The organism is Amycolatopsis sp. NPDC102389 (assembly GCF_044765885.1).
Classification (GTDB): domain Bacteria; phylum Actinomycetota; class Actinomycetes; order Mycobacteriales; family Pseudonocardiaceae; genus Amycolatopsis.
This window is the reverse complement of record NZ_JBIWKX010000011.1, coordinates 54,776-72,734: the sequence shown is the minus strand read 5'-3', so window position 1 is coordinate 72,734 and position 17,959 is coordinate 54,776. Positions and strand designations below refer to the sequence as shown.

Below are 17,959 nucleotides of genomic sequence, written 5' to 3'. Positions count from 1 at the left end.
ATGGTGGAGGAAGTGAAGACCTACCACGCCGAAGTCACTCGCGATGGAAAGTTCTGGCTGATCCGGGTCCGCGAGATCGACCGCTCGACCCAGGCTCTCCGCTACAAGGACGTCGTGACGATGGCCAACGAGCTCATCGAAATCATGGACGGCGTCGGAAACGACGAGTACGACCTGCACCTCGAGGTGCACCTGCCGAGTTCCGTGAAGGACCACCAAGCCCGCGCCGAAGTCCTGCGCGAAGAGGCCCAGCGCAAGCAGGCCGAAGCCGCGGCCGAACACCGTGCGGCAGTTCAAGAACTGCTCGCCCTCGGGATTTCACAACGCGAAGCGGGCGAGGTGCTCGGCATGTCTTTCCAGCGTGTCAGTCAGTTGGCGAAGACGTCCTGACGTTCCGACCTGCCGTCGGGACTTTCTCCATACTGGATGGATGAACCCCGGCGAAACGCTCCTCAGCACATCCCGCACTTTCCAGCTGTGGCGATACGGCGCCGGGCACTCGCAGTTGATCCTTCGGTCCGGGTTCAGGCCGGAGGCCGATCCCGTCGAACTTCTCTTCGAAGGCGTCCGGTCAGTGCGCTTCGACAACCTTCACTTCCCCGAGCTGACCGTGTGGAGAGACGAAGACGAAGTCATCGAGAACGAGAAGTACCGCTTCCACAACCTGCGGATCGAATTGAGGTCCCCGAAGCACACGGGTGTGATCACCGCCGGTCGCATGACCTACATCGACGGGACCTACATCGACGGCACGATCAAATGGTGGGTGACCGCTCCTCGCGGCGGCCTCATCGGCGATGGTGACCGGCCCACCTGCGAGTGACAGACACCACAAGCGACAATGGAGGACGTGACCGCCACCCTGAGCAAGCCCAGCCTGAAGATCGGCCCCTACGAGGTCGATCCGCCGGTCGTGCTCGCTCCCATGGCGGGCATCACCAACGTCGCGTTCCGGCAGTTGTGCCAGGAGTACGGCGCCGGCATCTACGTGTGCGAGATGATCACCGCCCGCGCGGTGGTCGAGCGGCACCCCGGCACCATGCACATGATGACCTTCGGCGAGAACGAAAAGCCCAGGTCCATGCAGCTTTACGGGGTCGACCCCAAGACCATGGCCGAGGCCGTCCGCATCATCACCGGCGAGGGTCTCGCCGACCACATCGACAGCAACTTCGGTTGCCCGGTGGCGAAGGTGACGCGCAAGGGCGGCGGCGCGGCGTTGCCGTTCAAGCGCAAGCTGTTCGCCGACATCGTGCGCGAGTCGGCGAAGGCCGCGGCCGAGGCGGGGGTGCCGTTCACGGTCAAGTTCCGGGTGGGCATCGACGACGATCACCTGACATACCTCGACGCCGGGCGTATCGCCGAGGCGGAGGGCGCGGCGGCGGTCAGCCTGCACGCGCGCACCGCCGCGCAGCGCTACTCCGGCCAGGCCGACTGGACGAAGATCGCGGCGCTCAAAGAAGCCGTCACCAGTATCCCGGTGCTCGGCAACGGCGACATCTTCTCCGCCGAGGACGCGCTGCGCATGGTCGACGAGACCGGTTGCGACGGCGTCGTGGTCGGCCGTGGTTGCCTGGGCAGGCCGTGGCTGTTCGGCGAGCTGGAAGCCGCCTTCGCCGGTCGCCCGCAGCCCACTCCGCCGAATCTCGGCGAGGTCGCGAAGGTGCTGCGCCGCCACACGGAACTGCTCGTCGAGCACGACGGCCACGACAAGGCCATGCGCGACATCCGCAAGCACATGGCTTGGTACTTCATGGGTTTCCCGGTCGGCTCCGAACTTCGCCGCGGCTTCGCGATGCTGTCCGGCATGGACGAACTCGACGACCTCATCGCCAAGCTCGACCACGACGCGCCGTTCCCCACCGCGGCCACGGGTCCGCGCGGGCGGCAGGGTTCGCCGGGCAAGGTCACGCTGCCGCACGGCTGGCTCGACGACCCGGACGACGACTGCGTCCCCGAAGCCGAGGACATGCACTCGGGCGGCTGACCGCCCCCGTAAAGTCGGCGTCGTGATCGAGCAGCTGAGCATCCCCACCGACGCCGGTTCCTTCGACGCCATCGCGGCGGGCCCCGAAGACGGGCGCCCCGTCCTGCTGCTGCACGGGTTTCCCGAGGCCGCGGTGGAGTGGGAGCACCAGGTCGCGACGCTCGGCGTGCTCGGTTATCGCGCGGTGGCCCCGGATCAGCGCGGCTACTCGCCGGACGTCCGGCCGGAACAGGCGTCCGAATACGGGATCGACGACCTCGTCGGTGACGTCATCGCGATCGCGGATCGCTTGGGGTGGAACGAATTCGATCTCGTCGGGCACGATTGGGGCGGCGCCGTCGCGTGGTGGACGGCCGACGCGCATCCCGGCAGGCTCCGCAGTCTCGCCGTGGTTTCGACGCCGCATCCGGCGGCGCTGGCGGAGGCCATGAAGACCGACGAGGATCAGCATCTCCGGTCGGCGTACATGACCGAATGGCGGCAGACCCGCGTCACCGAACGGCGGATGCTCGAGAACAACGCCGACGCGCTGCGCCGCATCTTCGACTGGAAGGTGTCGCCGAGCAAGGTCGACGAGTACGTCCGGCGCCTGTCCGAGCCGGGCGCGCTGACCGCCGCGCTCAACTGGTACCGCGCCGGCCGTCCCGGCGGGAAGATCGGCCCGATCGAGGTGCCGACGCTCTACATCTGGAGCACCGAAGACGCCGCCTTCGGCTCGACTGCCGCGCTCGACACCGCGAACCGGGTCACCGGCCCGTACCGCTTCGAGATGATCGAGGACGTCTCCCACTGGGTCGTGGAGGAGGCTCCCGAAGCCGTCACTTCTTTGCTCGTGGAGCACCTTTCGTCCCACTAACAGGGGTAACTCTGGTCGCGGTACCGGTTACAGCGAGCCTGCTGGTTCAGTGGGGCCGATGAACAACATGACGGAAGTGGACACCGAACGCATCGTCTACGTCACCGAGGACGGCGAGCCGACCGGCGAAACCGCGCCCAAACTGGCCGCCCACCACGAGCACACCCGGCTGCACCTGGCGTTCTCCTGCTATCTGCTGCGCCGCAGCGACCAAGCCCTGCTGATCACCAGCCGCGCCGCCAGCAAGAAGGTGTGGCCCCGGGTCTGGACCAACAGTGTCTGCGGGCACCCCGCACCGGGTGAACCGATCGAGGAAGCCGTCCGGCGGCGCGCCGCCTTCGAGCTCGGACTGCCCCGGCTGAACGGGCTCCAGTGCGTACTTCCGGCGTACCGCTACTCCACTCCGCCGTTCGAAGGCGTGGTCGAGAACGAGTTCTGCCCGGTCTTCGTCGCCTGGGTCGACGAAGATCCGGAACCGCATCCGGACGAGGTCGGCGACTGGCGCTGGCTGAGCTGGAATGATTACGCACTGTTGCTGAATGACGATGTGACTGACGTGAGTTACTGGGCGAAAGATCAGTTTTCGCAGCTCAAAGATGTCGAGCCGTTTTCGTCGCTTACAGAAAGGAACTCCGGTGCGTGACAATGGCGCCGGACCGTCGTCCTGTTGAGCGATATTCACTTTGGCCCGTACTCATACCTCAAGAGATCCCTCCTATACGACGAAAACCAATTCGTGGCGGAGGTGAGCGTGGCAGCCGACGACGAGGCCGCGCTCCCACCGGGCGCGCCGACCACCGATCTGCTCAGCCTCCACGAGTCCATCGCCGGGGTATTGGCCACTCAGGGCGACTGGCGACGCGCGTACCACCACCTCAAATCCGCCTTCGACCTCGCCAGGGCGGGCAGCCTGCGTGACACGCTGACGTCCAGCTACAACCGTCGCTACCTCGACCAGTGGCTGCACGGCCGGGCCGTCGACCACCAAGGGCCCCCCGGCGTCGCGATCGCACTGGTCGACCTCGACCTGTTCAAGGAGGTCAACGACACTTTCGGGCATCTGGTGGGCGATCGGGTGCTCCGCGAAGTGGCCGATCTGCTGCAGCAGGGGCTCCCGCCGGAGGCGTTCTGCGCCCGCTACGGCGGCGAGGAGTTCGCGCTCGTCATCCCGGACGTCGACGCCGCCCGCGCCGTGCGGATCGCCGACACCGCCCGCATCCGGGTGGCCCGCCATCCGTGGCGCCGGATCCGTCCCGGTCTCTCGGTGACGATCAGCGTGGGACTGGCGCACGAAAGCCGCGCGGAGCCGGGTCTCGCGGCCGAACCGGAACGGCAGTTGCGCAAAGCCGACGCTTTGTTGTATGCGGCGAAACGGGCGGGACGAAACAAAGTGGCCTATCGGGATAAGGAATCTTCACGCACGATTCCGCATCCGATGAACGCCTCGGAGTCCGCGGGCGCTTAGCCGCGCGCCGTCCGCTCGCCATCCACTCACACAGTCGACCGTCCCACTCTGCGTAGCGGTTTCGCACCATTTAACGAAGCTTTAACCACGACCGCTCACCCGATCGCATGGACCGTTCGGCGCTTCTCGGTACCTTGGGTGAAGAAAATTCCGGGATGGTTGTCGTCACGAACCTGAGGTGTCCGTACGATAACGAAAGAGCTTCGACGCCAGGCCTGAAAGGAGACCGAGTGCCCGACGAGCACCACAACCCCGGGACCGGTCGCCACAGCCACACCGACAGCGGCACCGGTGAGCGCGGCCGCAGGGCTCGACGCCGCTCGATGGACACCCACGGCGGGATCAGCGTTTCCGACGTCGTCGCACGTCATACCGGTGAACGCCCGATCTTCGACCCCGCCGCCGAAGCGCCCGCTCCGCGCCGCCTTCGGCAGAGCGAGCCGTCGTCCGAGCCGCCGAGACCCGGCACGCGAGCCGCTCGCACGGAGCCGCCCGCACCTCGTCGTTCTCGTCCGGCCGCCCCCGCCGAAAGCCCGGCGCCCGCGCCTCGCGCGGCCAGGCCCGCCACGCCGCCGGCACAGGCACCGCGGAACCCACAGCCCCCCGAGACCCCGCGCCCGCCTCGCGCGCGCCGTACTCCGCAGGCCGCGCCCAGCCCCGAAGCGCCGACGCAGCGCCGCCCACCGTTGGCAGGCCCCGGCGCGCAGCAGCAGCCCGCGGCGCCGCCGCCCCCGCGCCGTCCCCGCCGCCCGGCGCAACGGCCGGTGCAGCAGGCACCGATCTCGCCGCCGCCGTCCGCACCGTCCGGTGTCCCGCCGCGGTCCGAGATGGACCGGCTCACGATGACCGACGAGCTCGAAGCGATCGACGACGCGACGATCATCAAGCGCAAGATCGACCACACGCTCGCCCGGTTTTCCGCCGCGCACGACGAACTCGAGGCCGAAGAGGCCAAGAAGCGCGAGCGCCGCGAACGTCTCGCCCTGCGCCCCGCCGCGCTGCTGGAGCAGACCCGCACGGCGCTCCAGCGGGTGGTCACGACCACCGATCCCGACCCTGCCGAGGAATCCGCGCCGCAGACCCGGCTGCAGGAGAAGAAGGAACGCAAGACCAAGCAGACGGCCAAGGCGGGCCGGATCGCCGCCGCCGTGGTCGCCGCGCTCGTGTTCCTCTCGATCGGTTCGGCGTGGGGCGCCCAGACCTGGTTCGACGCGAAGTTCAACAACGTCGCCTCGCTCGACGAGGACTCCACCGACATCCAGGACGCCGCCGGCCAGACCGGCGACGAAAACTTCCTGATGGTCGGCTCCGACACCCGTGACGGCGCGGCCGCCGAAGACGGTGTCGGCGACGCCGAAGGCACGCCGGGCGCCCGGTCGGACACGGTCATGATCGCGCACGTCCCCGCCGACCGGCAGCGCGTCGTGATGGTGTCCTTCCCGCGTGACCTCGAGATCAGCCGCCCCGAATGCAAGCGCTGGGACCCGGCGACGTCGTCGTACAAGGAAGAGACCTCGCCGGCGCAGAAGATCGCGAAGCTGAACACGGCCTACGCGGTCGGCGGCCCGCAGTGCGTCACGAAGGTCATCCAGCAGATCACCGGCATGAAGATCAACCACTTCGTCGGGATCGACTTCAACGGCTTCAAATCCATGGTCGACGCCGTGCAAGGCGTCACCGTGTACAACGAGCGGCCGGTCGACGACGAAACCCTCGGCATGGTCATCCCGCAGGCGGGCGAAGTGCGGATCTCCGGCGATCAGGCGCTGAACTACGTGCGGGCGCGGCACGTCAAGGGCGACCCGACGTCGGACTACGGCCGGATCAAACGACAGCAGGCCTTCCTCGGCGCGCTGCTGAAGACGGTGATGTCGAAGGACGTCATCCTGGACACCGGCAAGCTCAGCGGCTTCATCGACGCGTTCGCCAAGGCCACCTTCGGCGAAAACCTCGGGATAAAGCAGATGATGACGCTGGCGAAGTCGATGCGCGGCATGGGCTCGGACAAGGTCAAGTTCCTCACCGTGCCCACCACCGGCGAGGCGAACAAACGCGGCAACGAGGTGCTGGTGCAGAGCAGGACGAAGGCCGTCTTCGAAGCGCTGATCAACAACACGCCGCTGGAAGAGAAGGCCCCGGCGCCTCCCGCGAGCGACACCGCGTCGGCTCCGACCAGCTCCGCCAAGTCCGGCGGCGCCAAGAAGAGCAGCAGCTCAGGCTGAGGATCATTCGTTAGTCCGGGTTCATGTCAGGTTCACTCTGGGATGCGGCTTTTGGCCCCTCTTCCCCGTAGGGTTGGGCCATGCGTGAGGCTTACCATGTCGAACTCGAACAGCTCGCCGAGAACCTAGCGAGCATGTCGCTCCAGGTCGCCGACGCGATGGAGCGGGCGACCCGGGCGTTGCTCGAGGTCGATCTCGGACTCGCCGAGCAGGTCATCAGCGACGACGCGAAGGTCGACGACGCGCGCGCCGAATGCGAGGAGCAGGCGTACGCGCTGCTGGCTCTGCAGGCACCTGTCGCGACCGACCTCCGGACCGTCCTCGCCGCGATCCACGCGGCGGAAAGCCTGGAGCGGATGGGCGATCTGGCGCTGCACGTGGCCAAGGCCGCGCGCCGCCGCCACCCGGACCCCGTGCTGCCCGAAGAGGTGAAGGCGGACTTCGCCAAGATGGGCGAGGTCGGCGTGAGCCTGGCCCGGCAGGTCGAGCAGGTCATCAAGTCCAAGGACGTCGAGGCCGCCCGCACGATCGAGTCGGACGACGACGAGGTCGACGAGATCCACAAGCACCTGTTCACGGTCATCATGGACCGGAACTGGGACCACGGCGTCGCCGCGGCCGTGGACGTCACCCTGCTGGGCCGCTTCTACGAGCGCTTCGCCGACCACGCCGTCTCGGTCGCGCGCCGGATGATCTTCGTGGTGACCGGCAAGATGCCCGGCTACGGCCCGGACGAGCTGTAATCGCTGTCGCGAAGGGGCCCTTCACCGCATCTCACGCGGTGAAGGGCCCCTTCGTCGTGTCACGGCCGGGCCGGCCCCCGCGCGGGTCGTGGGTGGGGGGGTGGGGGGGGAGACCGCGCGCCCCCCCGCGCCCACCAGGGCCGGCCCGGCCCCCCCGCCGCCGGCGGGGGGGGGGGGGGGGGGGGGGGGCGCCCCCCCCCCCCCCCCCCCCCCCCCCCCACCACCTGTACCGCCCGGCCACCGCCGCACTCGCTCGCCCCTGCAAGGTGACCTTCACGCGCAGTCGTTGTGACTACTGGGGCTGGTGGTGTTGCTGAGGCCGGGTGGCGATCGCGTAGTCCGTGAAGGCCTCCTTCCCTACCTTCAGGGTAGGCAAGGAGGCCTTCACGACCCCTGCGATCACCTGTACCGCCGCTCGCCTGGCCCTTTGAGCTGCAGGAAGGTGTCGCGAAAGCCACTTTCGGGACATCCAACGTCGCGAAAGTGGCTTTCGCGACGCCTCGCCGCCGCCAGACCAGACCCCAAGCGCGTGAAGGCCCCCTTTCCTCGGCTGAGCCGAGGAAAGGGGGCCTTCACGCGCAAAGAAAGAGACTCAGCCGAACCGCCCCGAGATGTAGTCCTCGGTCGCCTTCTCGTCCGGATTCGAGAAGATCTTCTCGGTGTCGTTCAGCTCCACCAGCCGTCCCGGCTGGCCGACGCCCGCCAGGTTGAAGAACGCGGTCTGGTCCGAGACCCGCGCCGCCTGCTGCATGTTGTGCGTCACGATGACGATCGTGTACTCCTTCTTGAGCTCACCGATCAGGTCCTCGATGGCGAGCGTCGAGATCGGGTCGAGCGCGGAGCACGGTTCGTCCATCAGCAGCACGTCGGGCCGCACGGCGATCGCCCGCGCGATGCAGAGCCGCTGCTGCTGACCACCGGAGAGGCCGCCGCCCGGTTTGTTCAGCCGGTCCTTGACCTCGTTCCACAGGTTCGCGCCGCGCAGGGCGCGCTCGGCGACCTCGTCGAGCTCCTTCTTGCCCTTGGTGCCGCCGAGGCGCAGGCCCGCCACGACGTTGTCGCGGATGGACATCGTCGGGAACGGGTTGGGGCGCTGGAACACCATGCCGATGGTGCGGCGGACCTGCACGGGGTCGACCCCGGCGCCGTAGATGTCCTCGCCGTCGAGCAGCACCTCGCCCTCGACGCGGGCGCCGGGGATGACCTCGTGCATGCGGTTCAGCGTGCGCAGCACCGTCGACTTGCCGCAGCCCGACGGGCCGATGAACGCGGTGACGTTCCGCGGCGGCACCGAGAGGGTGACGCCGTCCACGGCGTGGAATTTGCCGTAGTAGATGTCCACGTCTTTGACGTCGATTCGTTTGGCCATCTCAAACAGCTCACTTCTTCTTCGGGGCGACAAGACGGGCAAAGAGCATGGCGAGGAGGTTCACGATCGCGATGATCAGTACCAGGGTGAGTGCCGCACCCCAGATCCTGTCGAACGCGACGGTCCCTTCGTCGAACGGGTTGCTGACCCGTTCGTTGTTCATCAGAAGTGGCAGTGCGGCCTGCTCGCCACCGAAGATGTCCCAGTTCACGTAGGCGGAGTACCCCACGAGGACCAGCAGCGGCGCGGTCTCGCCCATGACCCGGGCGAGCGCCATCATGATGCCGCCGATGATGCCGGACAGCGCGGTCGGCAGGACGATCTTCATGATCGTCTTCCACTTCGGCACGCCGAGCGCGTAGGAGGCTTCGCGCAGGTCGTCCGGGACGATCCGCAGCATCTCCTCCGACGAGCGCACGACCACCGGGATCATCAGCAGCACCAGGGCGAGCGACACGGCGAAACCGCTGCGCGGGAGGCCGAACGTCGTGATCCACAGCGCGTAGATGAACAGCGCCGCGACGATCGAGGGGACACCGGAGAGGATGTCCACCATGAAGGTCGTGACCTTCGCGAGTTTGCCGCGGCCGTACTCGACCAGGTAGATCGCGACCAGCATGCCGATCGGGACCGCGATGACCGCGCAGACCAGGCCCTGCAGCACCGAACCGATGACCGCGTGCACGACGCCGCCGCCGACCTCGTCCGACAGCACCGAGCCGAAGTCCTCGGTCCACCAGTTGCTGTAGGGGATCCGCTTGACGCCGTTGATGACCACCGTGGCGAGCAGCCACACCAGCGGCACGACGGCGATCAGGAACGACAGCCAGATCAGTCCCGTCGCGAGGCCGTTCTTGACCTTCCTCGCCGTGCTGACCTGCTGGAAGGCGGGGGTGCTGGCGGGGGTCTTCTCGAGCGTGGTGGACATGCTCAGTCCCCCTTCTTGGCGATGACGGATCGCGCGATGAAGTTGACGACGAGCGTCAGCAGGAACAGCACGAGGCCCGCGGCGATGTACGCGCCCGCCGAGATCTCGTTGTTGAGTTCCGCGTAGTCCGCCGCGATCTTCGAAGCGAACGTCGCGCCGCCGTCGAAGAGGCTCCAGGTGAACTCGCGGCCGACCGCGCCGGTCAGGATGATCGCGAGCGCGATCGTCTCGCCGAGCGCGCGGCCGAGGCCGAGCATCGAAGCGCCGATGTACCCCGCCTTGCCGAACGGGAGCACCGTGGTGCGGATGACCTCCCAGCGGGTGGCGCCCAGCGCCAGCGCGCCTTCGATATGCGGGGTCGGCGTCCGCTCGAACACCTCACGGGACAGCGAGGTGATGATCGGCAGGATCATCACGGCCAGCACGATGCCCGCGGTGAAGATGGTGCCGCGCAGGTCCGGCGAGACGTTGCCCGCCGCGAAGAGGGGGATCCACGAGAAGGTGTCGTTGACCCATTGGGAGAACGGCTCGATCGCCGGCGCGAAGACCATCAGGCCCCACAGGCCGTAGATGATCGAGGGGACCGCGGCGAGCAGGTCGATCACGTACGCGAACGGCTTCGCCAGCCGCTTCGGCGCGTACTGGGTGAGGAAGAGGGCGATCCCGAGCGAGACCGGCATCGCGATGATCAGCGCCAGCAGCGACGAGTACACCGTGACCAGCAGCAGGCCCATGATCCCGAAGCGCATGTCGTCCGGGGTGGTCTGCCAGACCTGGCTGGTCAGGAAGTTCACGTTGTCGGCCTGGAGTGCCGGGATGGCCTGCACCAGCAGGAACAACCCGATCAGGCCGATCAGCGAGACGACGAAGACGCCGGCTCCGGTGGTCAGGATCTGGAAGATGCGGTCACCGGGTCGCACCGTCCTGGAATTGGGGCTCGCGAGGCGCACCGAGGACTCCTCGGGCGGTGACGCGGCAGGTTGCTCCGAAATCGGATCCTCCGTGAAGGTCTCGCGGACGCCAGAACGCCCACCGGGGTCGCCGGTGGGCGTACTGGGCGAAGACGAATCGCTCATCGACTACTTCTGTCCAGCCTGGTTACCGATCAGCCTCGTCGACGGTCAGGCGATGGCCTTGACGGCGGTGAGGACCTTGTCCTGCAGGCTCTGCGGGATCGGGACGTAGCCCTTGTCCGAGAGCGGCTTCTGACCGTCGGTGGCGGCGACGTTCAGGAACGCCTTGACGGCCTTGGCGACCTCGGCGTCCGCGTACTTGGAGCAGACGATCTCGTAGGTGGCGAGGATGACCGGGTAGGCGCCGGGCACGTTGCTGGAGTAGATGGAGTCCAGGTCGAGGGCCAGGTCGTTCGTGCCCTCCTTCTTGAACTTCGCCGCGTCGAGGGCCTTGGCGACGTTCGCCGCGCTGAGCTCGACACCACCGGAACCGCTGTCGATCAGGGCGGCGTTGAGGCCGTCCTTCGCGAACGCGGACTCGACGTAGGTGATGGCGCCGTCTGCGGCCTTGACCGCGCTGGCCACACCGTTGGACTTCTCGGCACCGTTACCGACGCCACCGTTGAACTTCTTGCCGTCGCCCTGGGTCCAAGCGCCCTTGGACGCGACCTTCAGGTACTTCTGGAAGTTGTCCGTGGTGCCCGATTCGTCGGTGCGGGAGATGACCTGGATGGCCTTGTCCGGCAGGTTGACGCTCTCGTTGCCCTTGACCGCCTTGATGGCCGGGTCGTTCCACTTGGTGATGCCGCCGTTGAAGATCTTGGCGGTGACCTCGGGGGTCAGGGTCAGCTTGTCGACGCCGGAAACCTTGTAGGCGACCGCGACCGGGCCGACGACGAGCGGGAGGTTCCACGCGTCGGAGGCGCAGCGGGCCTTGGCCTTCTCGGCCTCTTCGGCCTTGAGCGGCGAGTCGGAACCGGCGAAGTCGACCTGGTTCGCGTTGAACTGCTTGATGCCGGCGCCGGAACCGCTGGGGTTGTAGTTCACCTTCTGGCCGGAGCACTTGGCGGCGTAGGCCTGCACGAAGATGTCGATCGCGGTCTTCTGCGCGGACGAGCCCTCGGCCGAAAGCGGGCTCTTGCCGCCGCACTGGACGTCGGCCGCGCCGCTGGGAGCGGCGGCGGCACCCGTGCTGCCGGGCTTGGTCGCCGCCGGGTCGGATCCACAGGCGCCGAGCACGAGGGCGGCGGTGGCCACGATGCCGATCGCGCCCGCGGGCCGCATGATCTTCACTGCATTTCCTCCACTGGGAGACTTTCGCCGGATCGGTGGAACGGGAGCGTTCCCTCCGGACCCGGACATTAAGCACCGACAGTGGACAGGCGGCCGTCTAAGGGTGAACGGCAAGTGAACAAGGCGGCCGATGTGAGCAGCGCGACTACTCCGAAAGTGGCCCGTGTCCCGCCCGTGACCTGCGCGTCTGCTCTCCGTGACCGGTCAAGTGCCGCCCGTGTGAATACGGTTACCGTGCGTATTGAACGTCTACCTCGTATCGGGTGAAGCCGAGCTTCGAATACACGGCGAGTGCGGGCGCGTTGTCCCCTTCGACGTACAAGATCACTTGCCCGAGCCCGCGATCACGGAGATAGCGCAGCCCGGCCAGCGTGAGAGCCTTCCCGAGGCCTCCGCCTTGCGCGTCCGGGTCGATGCCGACGACGTAGACCTCGCCGGCGGGCTCGCCGCCGAACCGGCCGGGGACCGCCTCGTGGACCTTCGTCCAATGGAAACCGATGACCTCGCCGTCCTCCTCCGCGAGGAAGAAGCCCTCGGGGTCGAACCAGGCGTCCTGCTCGGTCGCCCGGACCTCGTCGGCGGTCAGCGCGCCCTGCTCGGGGTGCCAGTCGAAGGCGCGGGCGTTGACGCGCACCATCGCTTCCTCGTCCTGACCGGGGACGAACGTGCGCAGCGTGACGCCCTCGCGCGTCACGGGCTCCGGCCAGTCGGCCGTCTCGACGTCCGCGTGCAGGATCAGCAGTTCGCGAGCGCGTTCGAACCCTTCGGTCCCGGCGAGATGCACTGCGCCGGGGTGATCGCCGTGCGCCCAGACGCGCAGCGGTTTCCCCGCGGCCTGCTCGACGAGCGCCCTGGTGAGCGCCCTGCCGTGACCGGAGCGGCGGTGCGCGGGATGGACGAACAGTTCGGCGACCTGGTTGCCGTGCGAATCGCCCGCGGTGTCCAGGTGCGCGTACGCGACCAACTCGCCGTCGACGTGACCGAGGAGGTGCCGCCCACCGTCGAAACCGGTGTCTTCCGGGCGGCCGTCGGCCTCGCGCACGGCGAGGAGGAAGTCGTGGACCTCTTCCGTGTCCGGTTCACCGGTCCAAGCCAGATCGAGCATGAAATCGACCCTACCCGGGAACCCGGCACCTGCCCGAGCGTCTTGTCAGGCAGGAGAGGGGACTCAGTGCGCGGAAAACTCGCTCGGCTCGTAGACGCTCGCGTCCGGGGCGACGGCCTGCTTGGCCGCGCTGCCCTTCGAGGGCCGCTCGAACTTGTAGCCGACATTGCGCACGGTCCCGATCATCTGCTCGTGCTCCGGCCCCAGCTTCGCGCGCAGACGCCGGACGTGGACGTCGACCGTGCGCGTGCCGCCGAAGAAGTCGTAACCCCAGACCTCCTGCAGCAGCTGCGCGCGGGTGAACACCCGGCCGGCGTGCTGCGCGAGGTACTTGAGGAGTTCGAACTCCTTGTAAGTGAGCTCGAGAGTGCGCTTGCGCAGCTTCGCGGTGTAAGTCGCTTCGTCGATCACCAGGTCACCGACGCGGAGCTCGGCGTCGACCTGGGAGGCGCTGCCGTCGCGGGTGGTGACCAGCCGCAGCCGGGCGTCGACCTCGGCGGGACCGGCCGTCGGGAGGAGGATGTCGTCGGTGCGCCATTCCGCGCTGACCGCGACCAGCCCGCCTTCGCCGACGACGGCGATGACCGGCGTGGAGGCTTCGTCCTCACCGGCGCCCTTGAGCAGACGGCAGAGGCTCTTCGCGGAGGCGAGATCGGTGCGCGCGTCGAGGACGATGACGTCGCGGTGGCCGGCGTCGAGCAGCGCGGTCACTTCCGGAGCACGGACGCGTACGGTGTGGGGCAGCAGATCCAGGGCGGGCAACACCGAGGTGGCATCCGCTTCCGCGGTCAGTACCAGAAGGTCCAGGCTCATCGCCGCACCGCCTTCATATCGTGGTCGCCTCGAACGTGGCGACCGCCGGTGCTTAGTGAGAATAGCGGGTGAACAGCCGAGGACCTACCCCGTGCTGGATCGATCACACCTGCCCAAAGAGGTTCACGAAGGAGATTCGACGCAATGGTGAGCAGGCCCGTGGCGCAGGACGACCGACCCTCTCCCGGCCGGTCCGCCAAGCGAGGAAAGCGCCGTGGCCGGGGCTGGCTCATCGCCCTCGCGGTACTGGTGGTCCTGCTGGTCGGGGCCGATTTCGGGGCGGCGGCGTTCGCCGAGCACACGATCTCCCAGAAGGCCCGCCAACAGCTCGACCTGGCCAACGATCCGGCGGTCACGGTGCACGGTTTCCCGTTCCTGACCCAGGCCCTATCCGGTGACTACAGTCACATCACCATCAACGCCCAGGGCGTCGCCGTTCCGCCGAAGCTGCGTGACGTGGACTTCAACGCGGACATGAGCGACGTCACGGCGCCGCTCTCGGACCTGACGTCCGGCAACACGAAGTCGATCGTCATCGGCACGCTCAAGGGCGAGGTGACGATCAAGGCCGCGGACATCGCGCGGCAGGCACCGCTGGACAAGATCGAGAACCTCAAGATCGAACCGGTCACCGAGGACTACGTCCGCAACGGCGACAGCGGCCAGGGCGAGACGAAGCCGACGGCGACCAACGAGAACGGCGAGCCGGTGGACACCGCCAGCGCCGGGATCCGGGTGTCGGGCAACGTCCAGATCGCCGGGCAGAAGGTGGAGATCTTCTGCTTCGCGATGATCGAACTGGACGGGCAGAAGATCCGTCTCGAGCCGAAGCGGCTGCAGTTCGGGAATGACAAGGAGACCACCGTCGTTCCCCAAGCGGTACAGGACGCGCTGCTGCCGAACTTCAACGCGGCCATCGACACCGGCGCGATGCCGTTCTCGGTGACCCCGACGTCGGTGCGCGTCAACAGCGGCTCGGTGACCATCAAGGGTGAAGGCAAGAACGTCGCCTTCAGCGGAGCGAAGCCTCAGGGGTGATTTGCGGATGACCGGAGTGTGGGTGCTGCTGGGCGTCTTGGTGCTCGGCGGGGTCGCGGGCGCGCTGTTACAAGCGCGCAACGGCCGGATCCGCGCGGCCAAGCCCGGCGCGCCCACTCTGCCCGGCCGCGTCTCGGACGCCCTCTCACCCGAAGGCGTCACCCTGGTCCAGATCTCCACGACGTTCTGCGCGCCGTGCCGCCACACCCGCGCGATCCTGTCATCGCTCGCGGACAAGACCGACGGCCTCTCGCACGTCGATCTGGACGTCACCGAAACCCCCGAAGTCGCCCAGGCACTTTCGATATTGCGGACTCCGACGACGCTGGCCTTGACGCCGGACGGCCGGGAGGTCTTCCGCGTCGGCGGCGTTCCCCGTGGTCAGGAGCTTCTCGAAGCCCTGAAGCCCCATCTGGCGAACGTCTGATCCCGAATTTTGGGAAGCGTCCCAAGGTGTGAACACGGTTCCCAACCTGAGGGAGCTCTGCGTACCCTCGTGCCCGTGAACAGGCTGCCCCGAACCTTGCTGACCCAGCGCCGCGCAGTGGATCTGTGCCGCGTTCGCAGCAGCCTGTGTCCCGGCGTCCGCTGAACCTCGCCTGCGCGTGCCCGCACGGCACGCATCTCCTTCCCTCTCGTTCGCAGGAGGAACCATGTCCGCAGGACCGGCCGTCGACCCCCGTGGTCCGCGTTTCGCCGCCATCCTGACGACGATCGTGCTCGCGGTCGTGCTCATCACCCAGTGGTGGCCACTGCTCGCGGCGCAGGCGGTGGTGTTCGCGATCGGTGCCTTCGTCGGACTGAAGCCGGCGCCGTACTCCCTGATCTATCGCTACCTCGTCGCGCCGCGGCTCGGCCCGACGACCGAACGCGAGGACGCCGCCCCGCTGCGGTTCGCACAGGCCGTCGGGTTCGTGTTCGCCGTGGCCGGCACCGTCGGTTTCGCCGCCGGCCTGACCGCGCTCGGGTTCGTCGCCACGGCGTTCGCGCTGTTCGCGGCCTTCCTCAACGCGGCGTTCAACTTCTGTCTCGGTTGCGAGATGTACCTGCTCATCAAGCGTTTCAGCCCCAGCCCTCGCGCGTCCTAACCCAGAAAGAGAGTCAGCTCCATGAGCCGTGAAGACGTCCTGGTCACCACCCAGTGGGCCGAGGAGAACCTGGACACCCCGGGTGTCGTGTTCATCGAGGTCGACGAGGACACGACCGCGTACGACAACGGACACATCCGCGGTGCGGTGAAGTTCGACTGGCGCAAGGACCTGCAGGACGGGGTCCGCCGCGACTTCGTCAACAAGGAGGGCTTCGAGAAGCTGCTGTCCGAGAAGGGCATCTCGAACGACGACCGCGTTATCCTCTACGGCGGCAACAACAACTGGTTCGCCGCCTACGCCTACTGGTACTTCAAGCTCTACGGCCACGAGAACGTGCAGCTGCTCGACGGCGGCCGCAAGAAGTGGGAGCTCGACGGCCGCGAGCTGAGCTCCGAGGACGTCAAGCGCGAGCCGACCGAGTACAAGGCCAAGGAACAGGACCTCTCGATCCGCGCCTTCCGCGACGAGGTCGTCCAGGCCATCGGCGCCAGCAACTTCGTCGACGTGCGCTCGCCCGACGAGTTCTCCGGCAAGCTGCTCGCCCCGGCGCACCTGCCGCAGGAGCAGTCGCAGGTCCCCGGCCACATCCCGGGCGCGCTGAACGTCCCGTGGGCGAAGGTCGCCAACGAGGACGGCACCTTCAAGACCGAGGAAGAGATCAAGGAGCTGTACTCCGACGAGGGCCTCGACGAGTCGAAGTCCACGATCGCGTACTGCCGGATCGGTGAGCGTTCGTCCATCGCGTGGTTCGCGCTGCACGAGCTCCTCGGCTACGACCAGGTGAAGAACTACGACGGTTCATGGACGGAATACGGCTCGCTCGTCGGCGTGCCGGTCGAGTTGGGAGCCAAGTGATGGCAGACGACAGCTGCGGCGCGCCGGTCCAGGAGGCCACGCCCGCCGATTACGACACCCGCGGCCAGGTCGTGCTGGCCGGCAAGGTCACCGGTTCGGAGGGCCCCGTCGGCGGCGCCTTCGTGCGGTTGCTGGACGGCGGCGGCGACTTCACCGGCGAAGTGGTCTCGTCGGCCGACGGCGACTTCCGCTTCTACGCGGCCCCCGGTGACTGGACGGTGCGCGCGCTGCACCGCTCCGGCAACGGCGAAGCCTCCGTCACTGCGCAGGGCCCGGGCGTGCACCAGCTGGCCATCTCGGTCGCCTAAGACGGGCTGAAGGGGCCCTTCACCGCTCCATCCATGCCCCCGCCGCCGCCCTCAACTGAGGCGCTGCGCGCCCCGGCCTGGATTCCAGCGGTGAAGGGCCCCTTCGTCGCGTCACATGCGGTGAAAGCGTCCTTCAGCTCCTGTGGGCACTGCCACGCGACCTCGGCAGGCCTGTCCGGGCAGGTAGCGACTAAAGTGCGTGGCGTGGAGATCCTGTTTACGACCCTGCTGGTGCTCGCCGGCGTCGCGATCACCTGGTTCGCCGTGTACGTCGTCTACCGGCTTTACGCGGACCAGCGCTGACCCATGACGGCTAGTGGCGACGAGGCCATCCAGGCCGCGGAAAAGCGCGCGGAGAACACGCGCGACCGGAACCTTCCCCAGTTCGACGACATGCCCGTCCCGGGCGACACGGCGAACCTGCGCGAGGGTCCGAACCTCAACGACGCCTGCTTGGCGCTCCTGCCGCTCGTCGGCGTCTGGCGTGGTGAGGGCGAGGTCGACTACCCGACCATCGAGGGCCCGTACCGGTTCGGCATGCAGCTGACCATCGCGCACGACGGCCGCCCGTTCCTCACGCACGAGGCGCGTGCCTGGCTGCTCGACGAGGACGGGAAGGTCATCCGTCCCGCCGCGCGCGAATCCGGGTTCTGGCGCCCGCAGGCCGACGACACGATCGAGCTGCTGCTGACCCACAACACCGGCATCGTGGAGCTCTTCTACGGCAAGCCGCGTGGCAAGGCCTCGGTCCCGGCGTGGGAGTTGGGCACCGACGCGGTCGTCCGCACGTCGACGGCCAAGGACGTCACGGCTTCGCAGCGGCTCTACGGCATCGTCAACGGCGAACTCGGCTACGTCGAGGAGCGCGCCATGATGGGCCAGGAACTGCAGCCGCACACGTCGGCGCTGCTGCGTCGCGTGGTGGGCTGACCT

General features: G+C 67.8%; 20 protein-coding genes. 14 read left to right on the top strand and 6 right to left on the bottom strand.

Features of this window, described 5'->3' with window-relative positions:
- Positions 1-12: 12 nt before the first annotated feature.
- From ACIRGA_RS12750 to phoU, 8 genes are all read left to right on the top strand, one after another.
- Positions 13-390: a hypothetical protein gene (locus ACIRGA_RS12750; protein WP_400940041.1), complete on the top strand. Its 378-nt coding sequence runs from the start codon at positions 13-15 to the stop codon at positions 388-390.
- Between the two features lie 40 nt (positions 391-430).
- Positions 431-823 (top strand): hypothetical protein, encoded by a 393-nt coding sequence (locus ACIRGA_RS12745; RefSeq protein ID WP_400940038.1) that lies wholly within the window; start codon positions 431-433, stop codon positions 821-823.
- 18 nt (positions 824-841) lie between these two features.
- Positions 842-1,987: a tRNA dihydrouridine synthase DusB gene (gene dusB, locus ACIRGA_RS12740; protein WP_400940036.1), complete on the top strand. Its 1,146-nt coding sequence runs from the start codon at positions 842-844 to the stop codon at positions 1,985-1,987.
- Positions 1,988-2,009: 22 nt separating this feature from the next.
- Positions 2,010-2,843, top strand: coding sequence for an alpha/beta fold hydrolase (locus tag ACIRGA_RS12735; protein WP_400940034.1), 834 nt, complete (start codon positions 2,010-2,012; stop codon positions 2,841-2,843).
- Between the two features lie 58 nt (positions 2,844-2,901).
- The gene (gene idi / locus ACIRGA_RS12730; RefSeq protein WP_400940031.1) at positions 2,902-3,486 is read left to right on the top strand and encodes an isopentenyl-diphosphate Delta-isomerase; all 585 of its coding nucleotides are present in this window, start codon (positions 2,902-2,904) and stop codon (positions 3,484-3,486) included.
- A 93-nt stretch (positions 3,487-3,579) separates the two neighbouring features.
- On the top strand, positions 3,580-4,308 hold the full coding sequence (locus ACIRGA_RS12725; protein ID WP_400940028.1) for a GGDEF domain-containing protein: 729 nt from the start codon (positions 3,580-3,582) through the stop codon (positions 4,306-4,308).
- 827 nt (positions 4,309-5,135) lie between these two features.
- Positions 5,136-6,530 (top strand): LCP family protein, encoded by a 1,395-nt coding sequence (locus ACIRGA_RS12720; RefSeq protein WP_400940331.1) that lies wholly within the window; start codon positions 5,136-5,138, stop codon positions 6,528-6,530.
- Positions 6,531-6,610: 80 nt separating this feature from the next.
- A complete protein-coding gene (gene phoU, locus ACIRGA_RS12715; RefSeq protein WP_016337999.1) occupies positions 6,611-7,273 on the top strand; it encodes a phosphate signaling complex protein PhoU in 663 nt (220 codons plus the stop codon).
- Positions 7,274-7,865: 592 nt separating this feature from the next.
- On the opposite strand, the gene pstB is transcribed toward phoU, so the two are convergent.
- From pstB to ACIRGA_RS12685, 6 genes are all read right to left on the bottom strand, one after another.
- Positions 7,866-8,642: a phosphate ABC transporter ATP-binding protein PstB gene (gene pstB / locus ACIRGA_RS12710; RefSeq protein ID WP_005152681.1), complete on the bottom strand. Its 777-nt coding sequence runs from the start codon at positions 8,640-8,642 to the stop codon at positions 7,866-7,868.
- Positions 8,643-8,652: 10 nt separating this feature from the next.
- Positions 8,653-9,570 carry a phosphate ABC transporter permease PstA gene (gene pstA, locus ACIRGA_RS12705; RefSeq protein ID WP_400940025.1) on the bottom strand — a complete coding sequence of 306 codons (918 nt, stop codon included), beginning with the start codon at positions 9,568-9,570 and terminating at the stop codon, positions 8,653-8,655.
- A 2-nt stretch (positions 9,571-9,572) separates the two neighbouring features.
- A complete protein-coding gene (gene pstC / locus ACIRGA_RS12700; RefSeq protein ID WP_400940329.1) occupies positions 9,573-10,490 on the bottom strand; it encodes a phosphate ABC transporter permease subunit PstC in 918 nt (305 codons plus the stop codon).
- A 201-nt stretch (positions 10,491-10,691) separates the two neighbouring features.
- Complete coding sequence (pstS, locus tag ACIRGA_RS12695) at positions 10,692-11,816, bottom strand: phosphate ABC transporter substrate-binding protein PstS (RefSeq protein ID WP_400940023.1); 1,125 nt, start codon at positions 11,814-11,816, stop codon at positions 10,692-10,694.
- 229 nt (positions 11,817-12,045) lie between these two features.
- Entirely contained in the window at positions 12,046-12,921 is an 876-nt protein-coding gene (mshD, locus tag ACIRGA_RS12690; RefSeq protein ID WP_400940021.1) for a mycothiol synthase, read from the bottom strand.
- A gap of 63 nt (positions 12,922-12,984) precedes the next feature.
- Positions 12,985-13,734 (bottom strand): DNA-binding response regulator, encoded by a 750-nt coding sequence (locus ACIRGA_RS12685; RefSeq protein WP_400940019.1) that lies wholly within the window; start codon positions 13,732-13,734, stop codon positions 12,985-12,987.
- Positions 13,735-13,878: 144 nt separating this feature from the next.
- On the opposite strand from ACIRGA_RS12685, the gene ACIRGA_RS12680 reads away from it, so the two are divergent.
- The 6 genes from ACIRGA_RS12680 (at position 13,879) to ACIRGA_RS12655 (ending at position 17,956) form a co-directional block, all read left to right on the top strand.
- Positions 13,879-14,772 (top strand): DUF2993 domain-containing protein, encoded by an 894-nt coding sequence (locus ACIRGA_RS12680; protein WP_400940016.1) that lies wholly within the window; start codon positions 13,879-13,881, stop codon positions 14,770-14,772.
- Between the two features lie 7 nt (positions 14,773-14,779).
- Positions 14,780-15,199, top strand: a complete 420-nt coding sequence (locus ACIRGA_RS12675) for a TlpA family protein disulfide reductase (RefSeq protein WP_400940014.1) — start codon at positions 14,780-14,782, stop codon at positions 15,197-15,199.
- Positions 15,200-15,425: 226 nt separating this feature from the next.
- Positions 15,426-15,860 (top strand): DUF4395 domain-containing protein, encoded by a 435-nt coding sequence (locus ACIRGA_RS12670; protein ID WP_400940011.1) that lies wholly within the window; start codon positions 15,426-15,428, stop codon positions 15,858-15,860.
- A 21-nt stretch (positions 15,861-15,881) separates the two neighbouring features.
- The gene (locus ACIRGA_RS12665) at positions 15,882-16,718 is read left to right on the top strand and encodes a sulfurtransferase (RefSeq protein WP_400940008.1); all 837 of its coding nucleotides are present in this window, start codon (positions 15,882-15,884) and stop codon (positions 16,716-16,718) included.
- The gene (locus tag ACIRGA_RS12660; RefSeq protein WP_038521338.1) at positions 16,718-17,026 is read left to right on the top strand and encodes a DUF1416 domain-containing protein; all 309 of its coding nucleotides are present in this window, start codon (positions 16,718-16,720) and stop codon (positions 17,024-17,026) included. The genes ACIRGA_RS12665 and ACIRGA_RS12660 overlap by 1 nt, the downstream gene beginning before the upstream one ends.
- Before the next feature lie 306 nt (positions 17,027-17,332).
- The gene (locus tag ACIRGA_RS12655; RefSeq protein WP_400940005.1) at positions 17,333-17,956 is read left to right on the top strand and encodes an FABP family protein; all 624 of its coding nucleotides are present in this window, start codon (positions 17,333-17,335) and stop codon (positions 17,954-17,956) included.
- The last annotated feature ends 3 nt before the right edge of the window (positions 17,957-17,959 follow it).

Coding starts and splice junctions, on each gene's coding strand:
- ACIRGA_RS12745 (WP_400940038.1), top strand. CDS start 431: ATGAACCCCGGCGAAACGCTCCTCAGCACATCCCGCACTTTCCAGCTG.
- dusB (WP_400940036.1), top strand. CDS start 842: ATGGAGGACGTGACCGCCACCCTGAGCAAGCCCAGCCTGAAGATCGGC.
- idi (WP_400940031.1), top strand. CDS start 2,902: ATGAACAACATGACGGAAGTGGACACCGAACGCATCGTCTACGTCACC.
- ACIRGA_RS12720 (WP_400940331.1), top strand. CDS start 5,136: ATGGACCGGCTCACGATGACCGACGAGCTCGAAGCGATCGACGACGCG.
- phoU (WP_016337999.1), top strand. CDS start 6,611: ATGCGTGAGGCTTACCATGTCGAACTCGAACAGCTCGCCGAGAACCTA.
- pstB (WP_005152681.1), bottom strand. CDS start 8,642: ATGGCCAAACGAATCGACGTCAAAGACGTGGACATCTACTACGGCAAA.
- pstA (WP_400940025.1), bottom strand. CDS start 9,570: ATGTCCACCACGCTCGAGAAGACCCCCGCCAGCACCCCCGCCTTCCAG.
- mshD (WP_400940021.1), bottom strand. CDS start 12,921: ATGCTCGATCTGGCTTGGACCGGTGAACCGGACACGGAAGAGGTCCAC.
- ACIRGA_RS12685 (WP_400940019.1), bottom strand. CDS start 13,734: ATGAGCCTGGACCTTCTGGTACTGACCGCGGAAGCGGATGCCACCTCG.
- ACIRGA_RS12680 (WP_400940016.1), top strand. CDS start 13,879: ATGGTGAGCAGGCCCGTGGCGCAGGACGACCGACCCTCTCCCGGCCGG.
- ACIRGA_RS12675 (WP_400940014.1), top strand. CDS start 14,780: ATGACCGGAGTGTGGGTGCTGCTGGGCGTCTTGGTGCTCGGCGGGGTC.
- ACIRGA_RS12670 (WP_400940011.1), top strand. CDS start 15,426: ATGTCCGCAGGACCGGCCGTCGACCCCCGTGGTCCGCGTTTCGCCGCC.
- ACIRGA_RS12665 (WP_400940008.1), top strand. CDS start 15,882: ATGAGCCGTGAAGACGTCCTGGTCACCACCCAGTGGGCCGAGGAGAAC.
- ACIRGA_RS12660 (WP_038521338.1), top strand. CDS start 16,718: ATGGCAGACGACAGCTGCGGCGCGCCGGTCCAGGAGGCCACGCCCGCC.
- ACIRGA_RS12655 (WP_400940005.1), top strand. CDS start 17,333: ATGACGGCTAGTGGCGACGAGGCCATCCAGGCCGCGGAAAAGCGCGCG.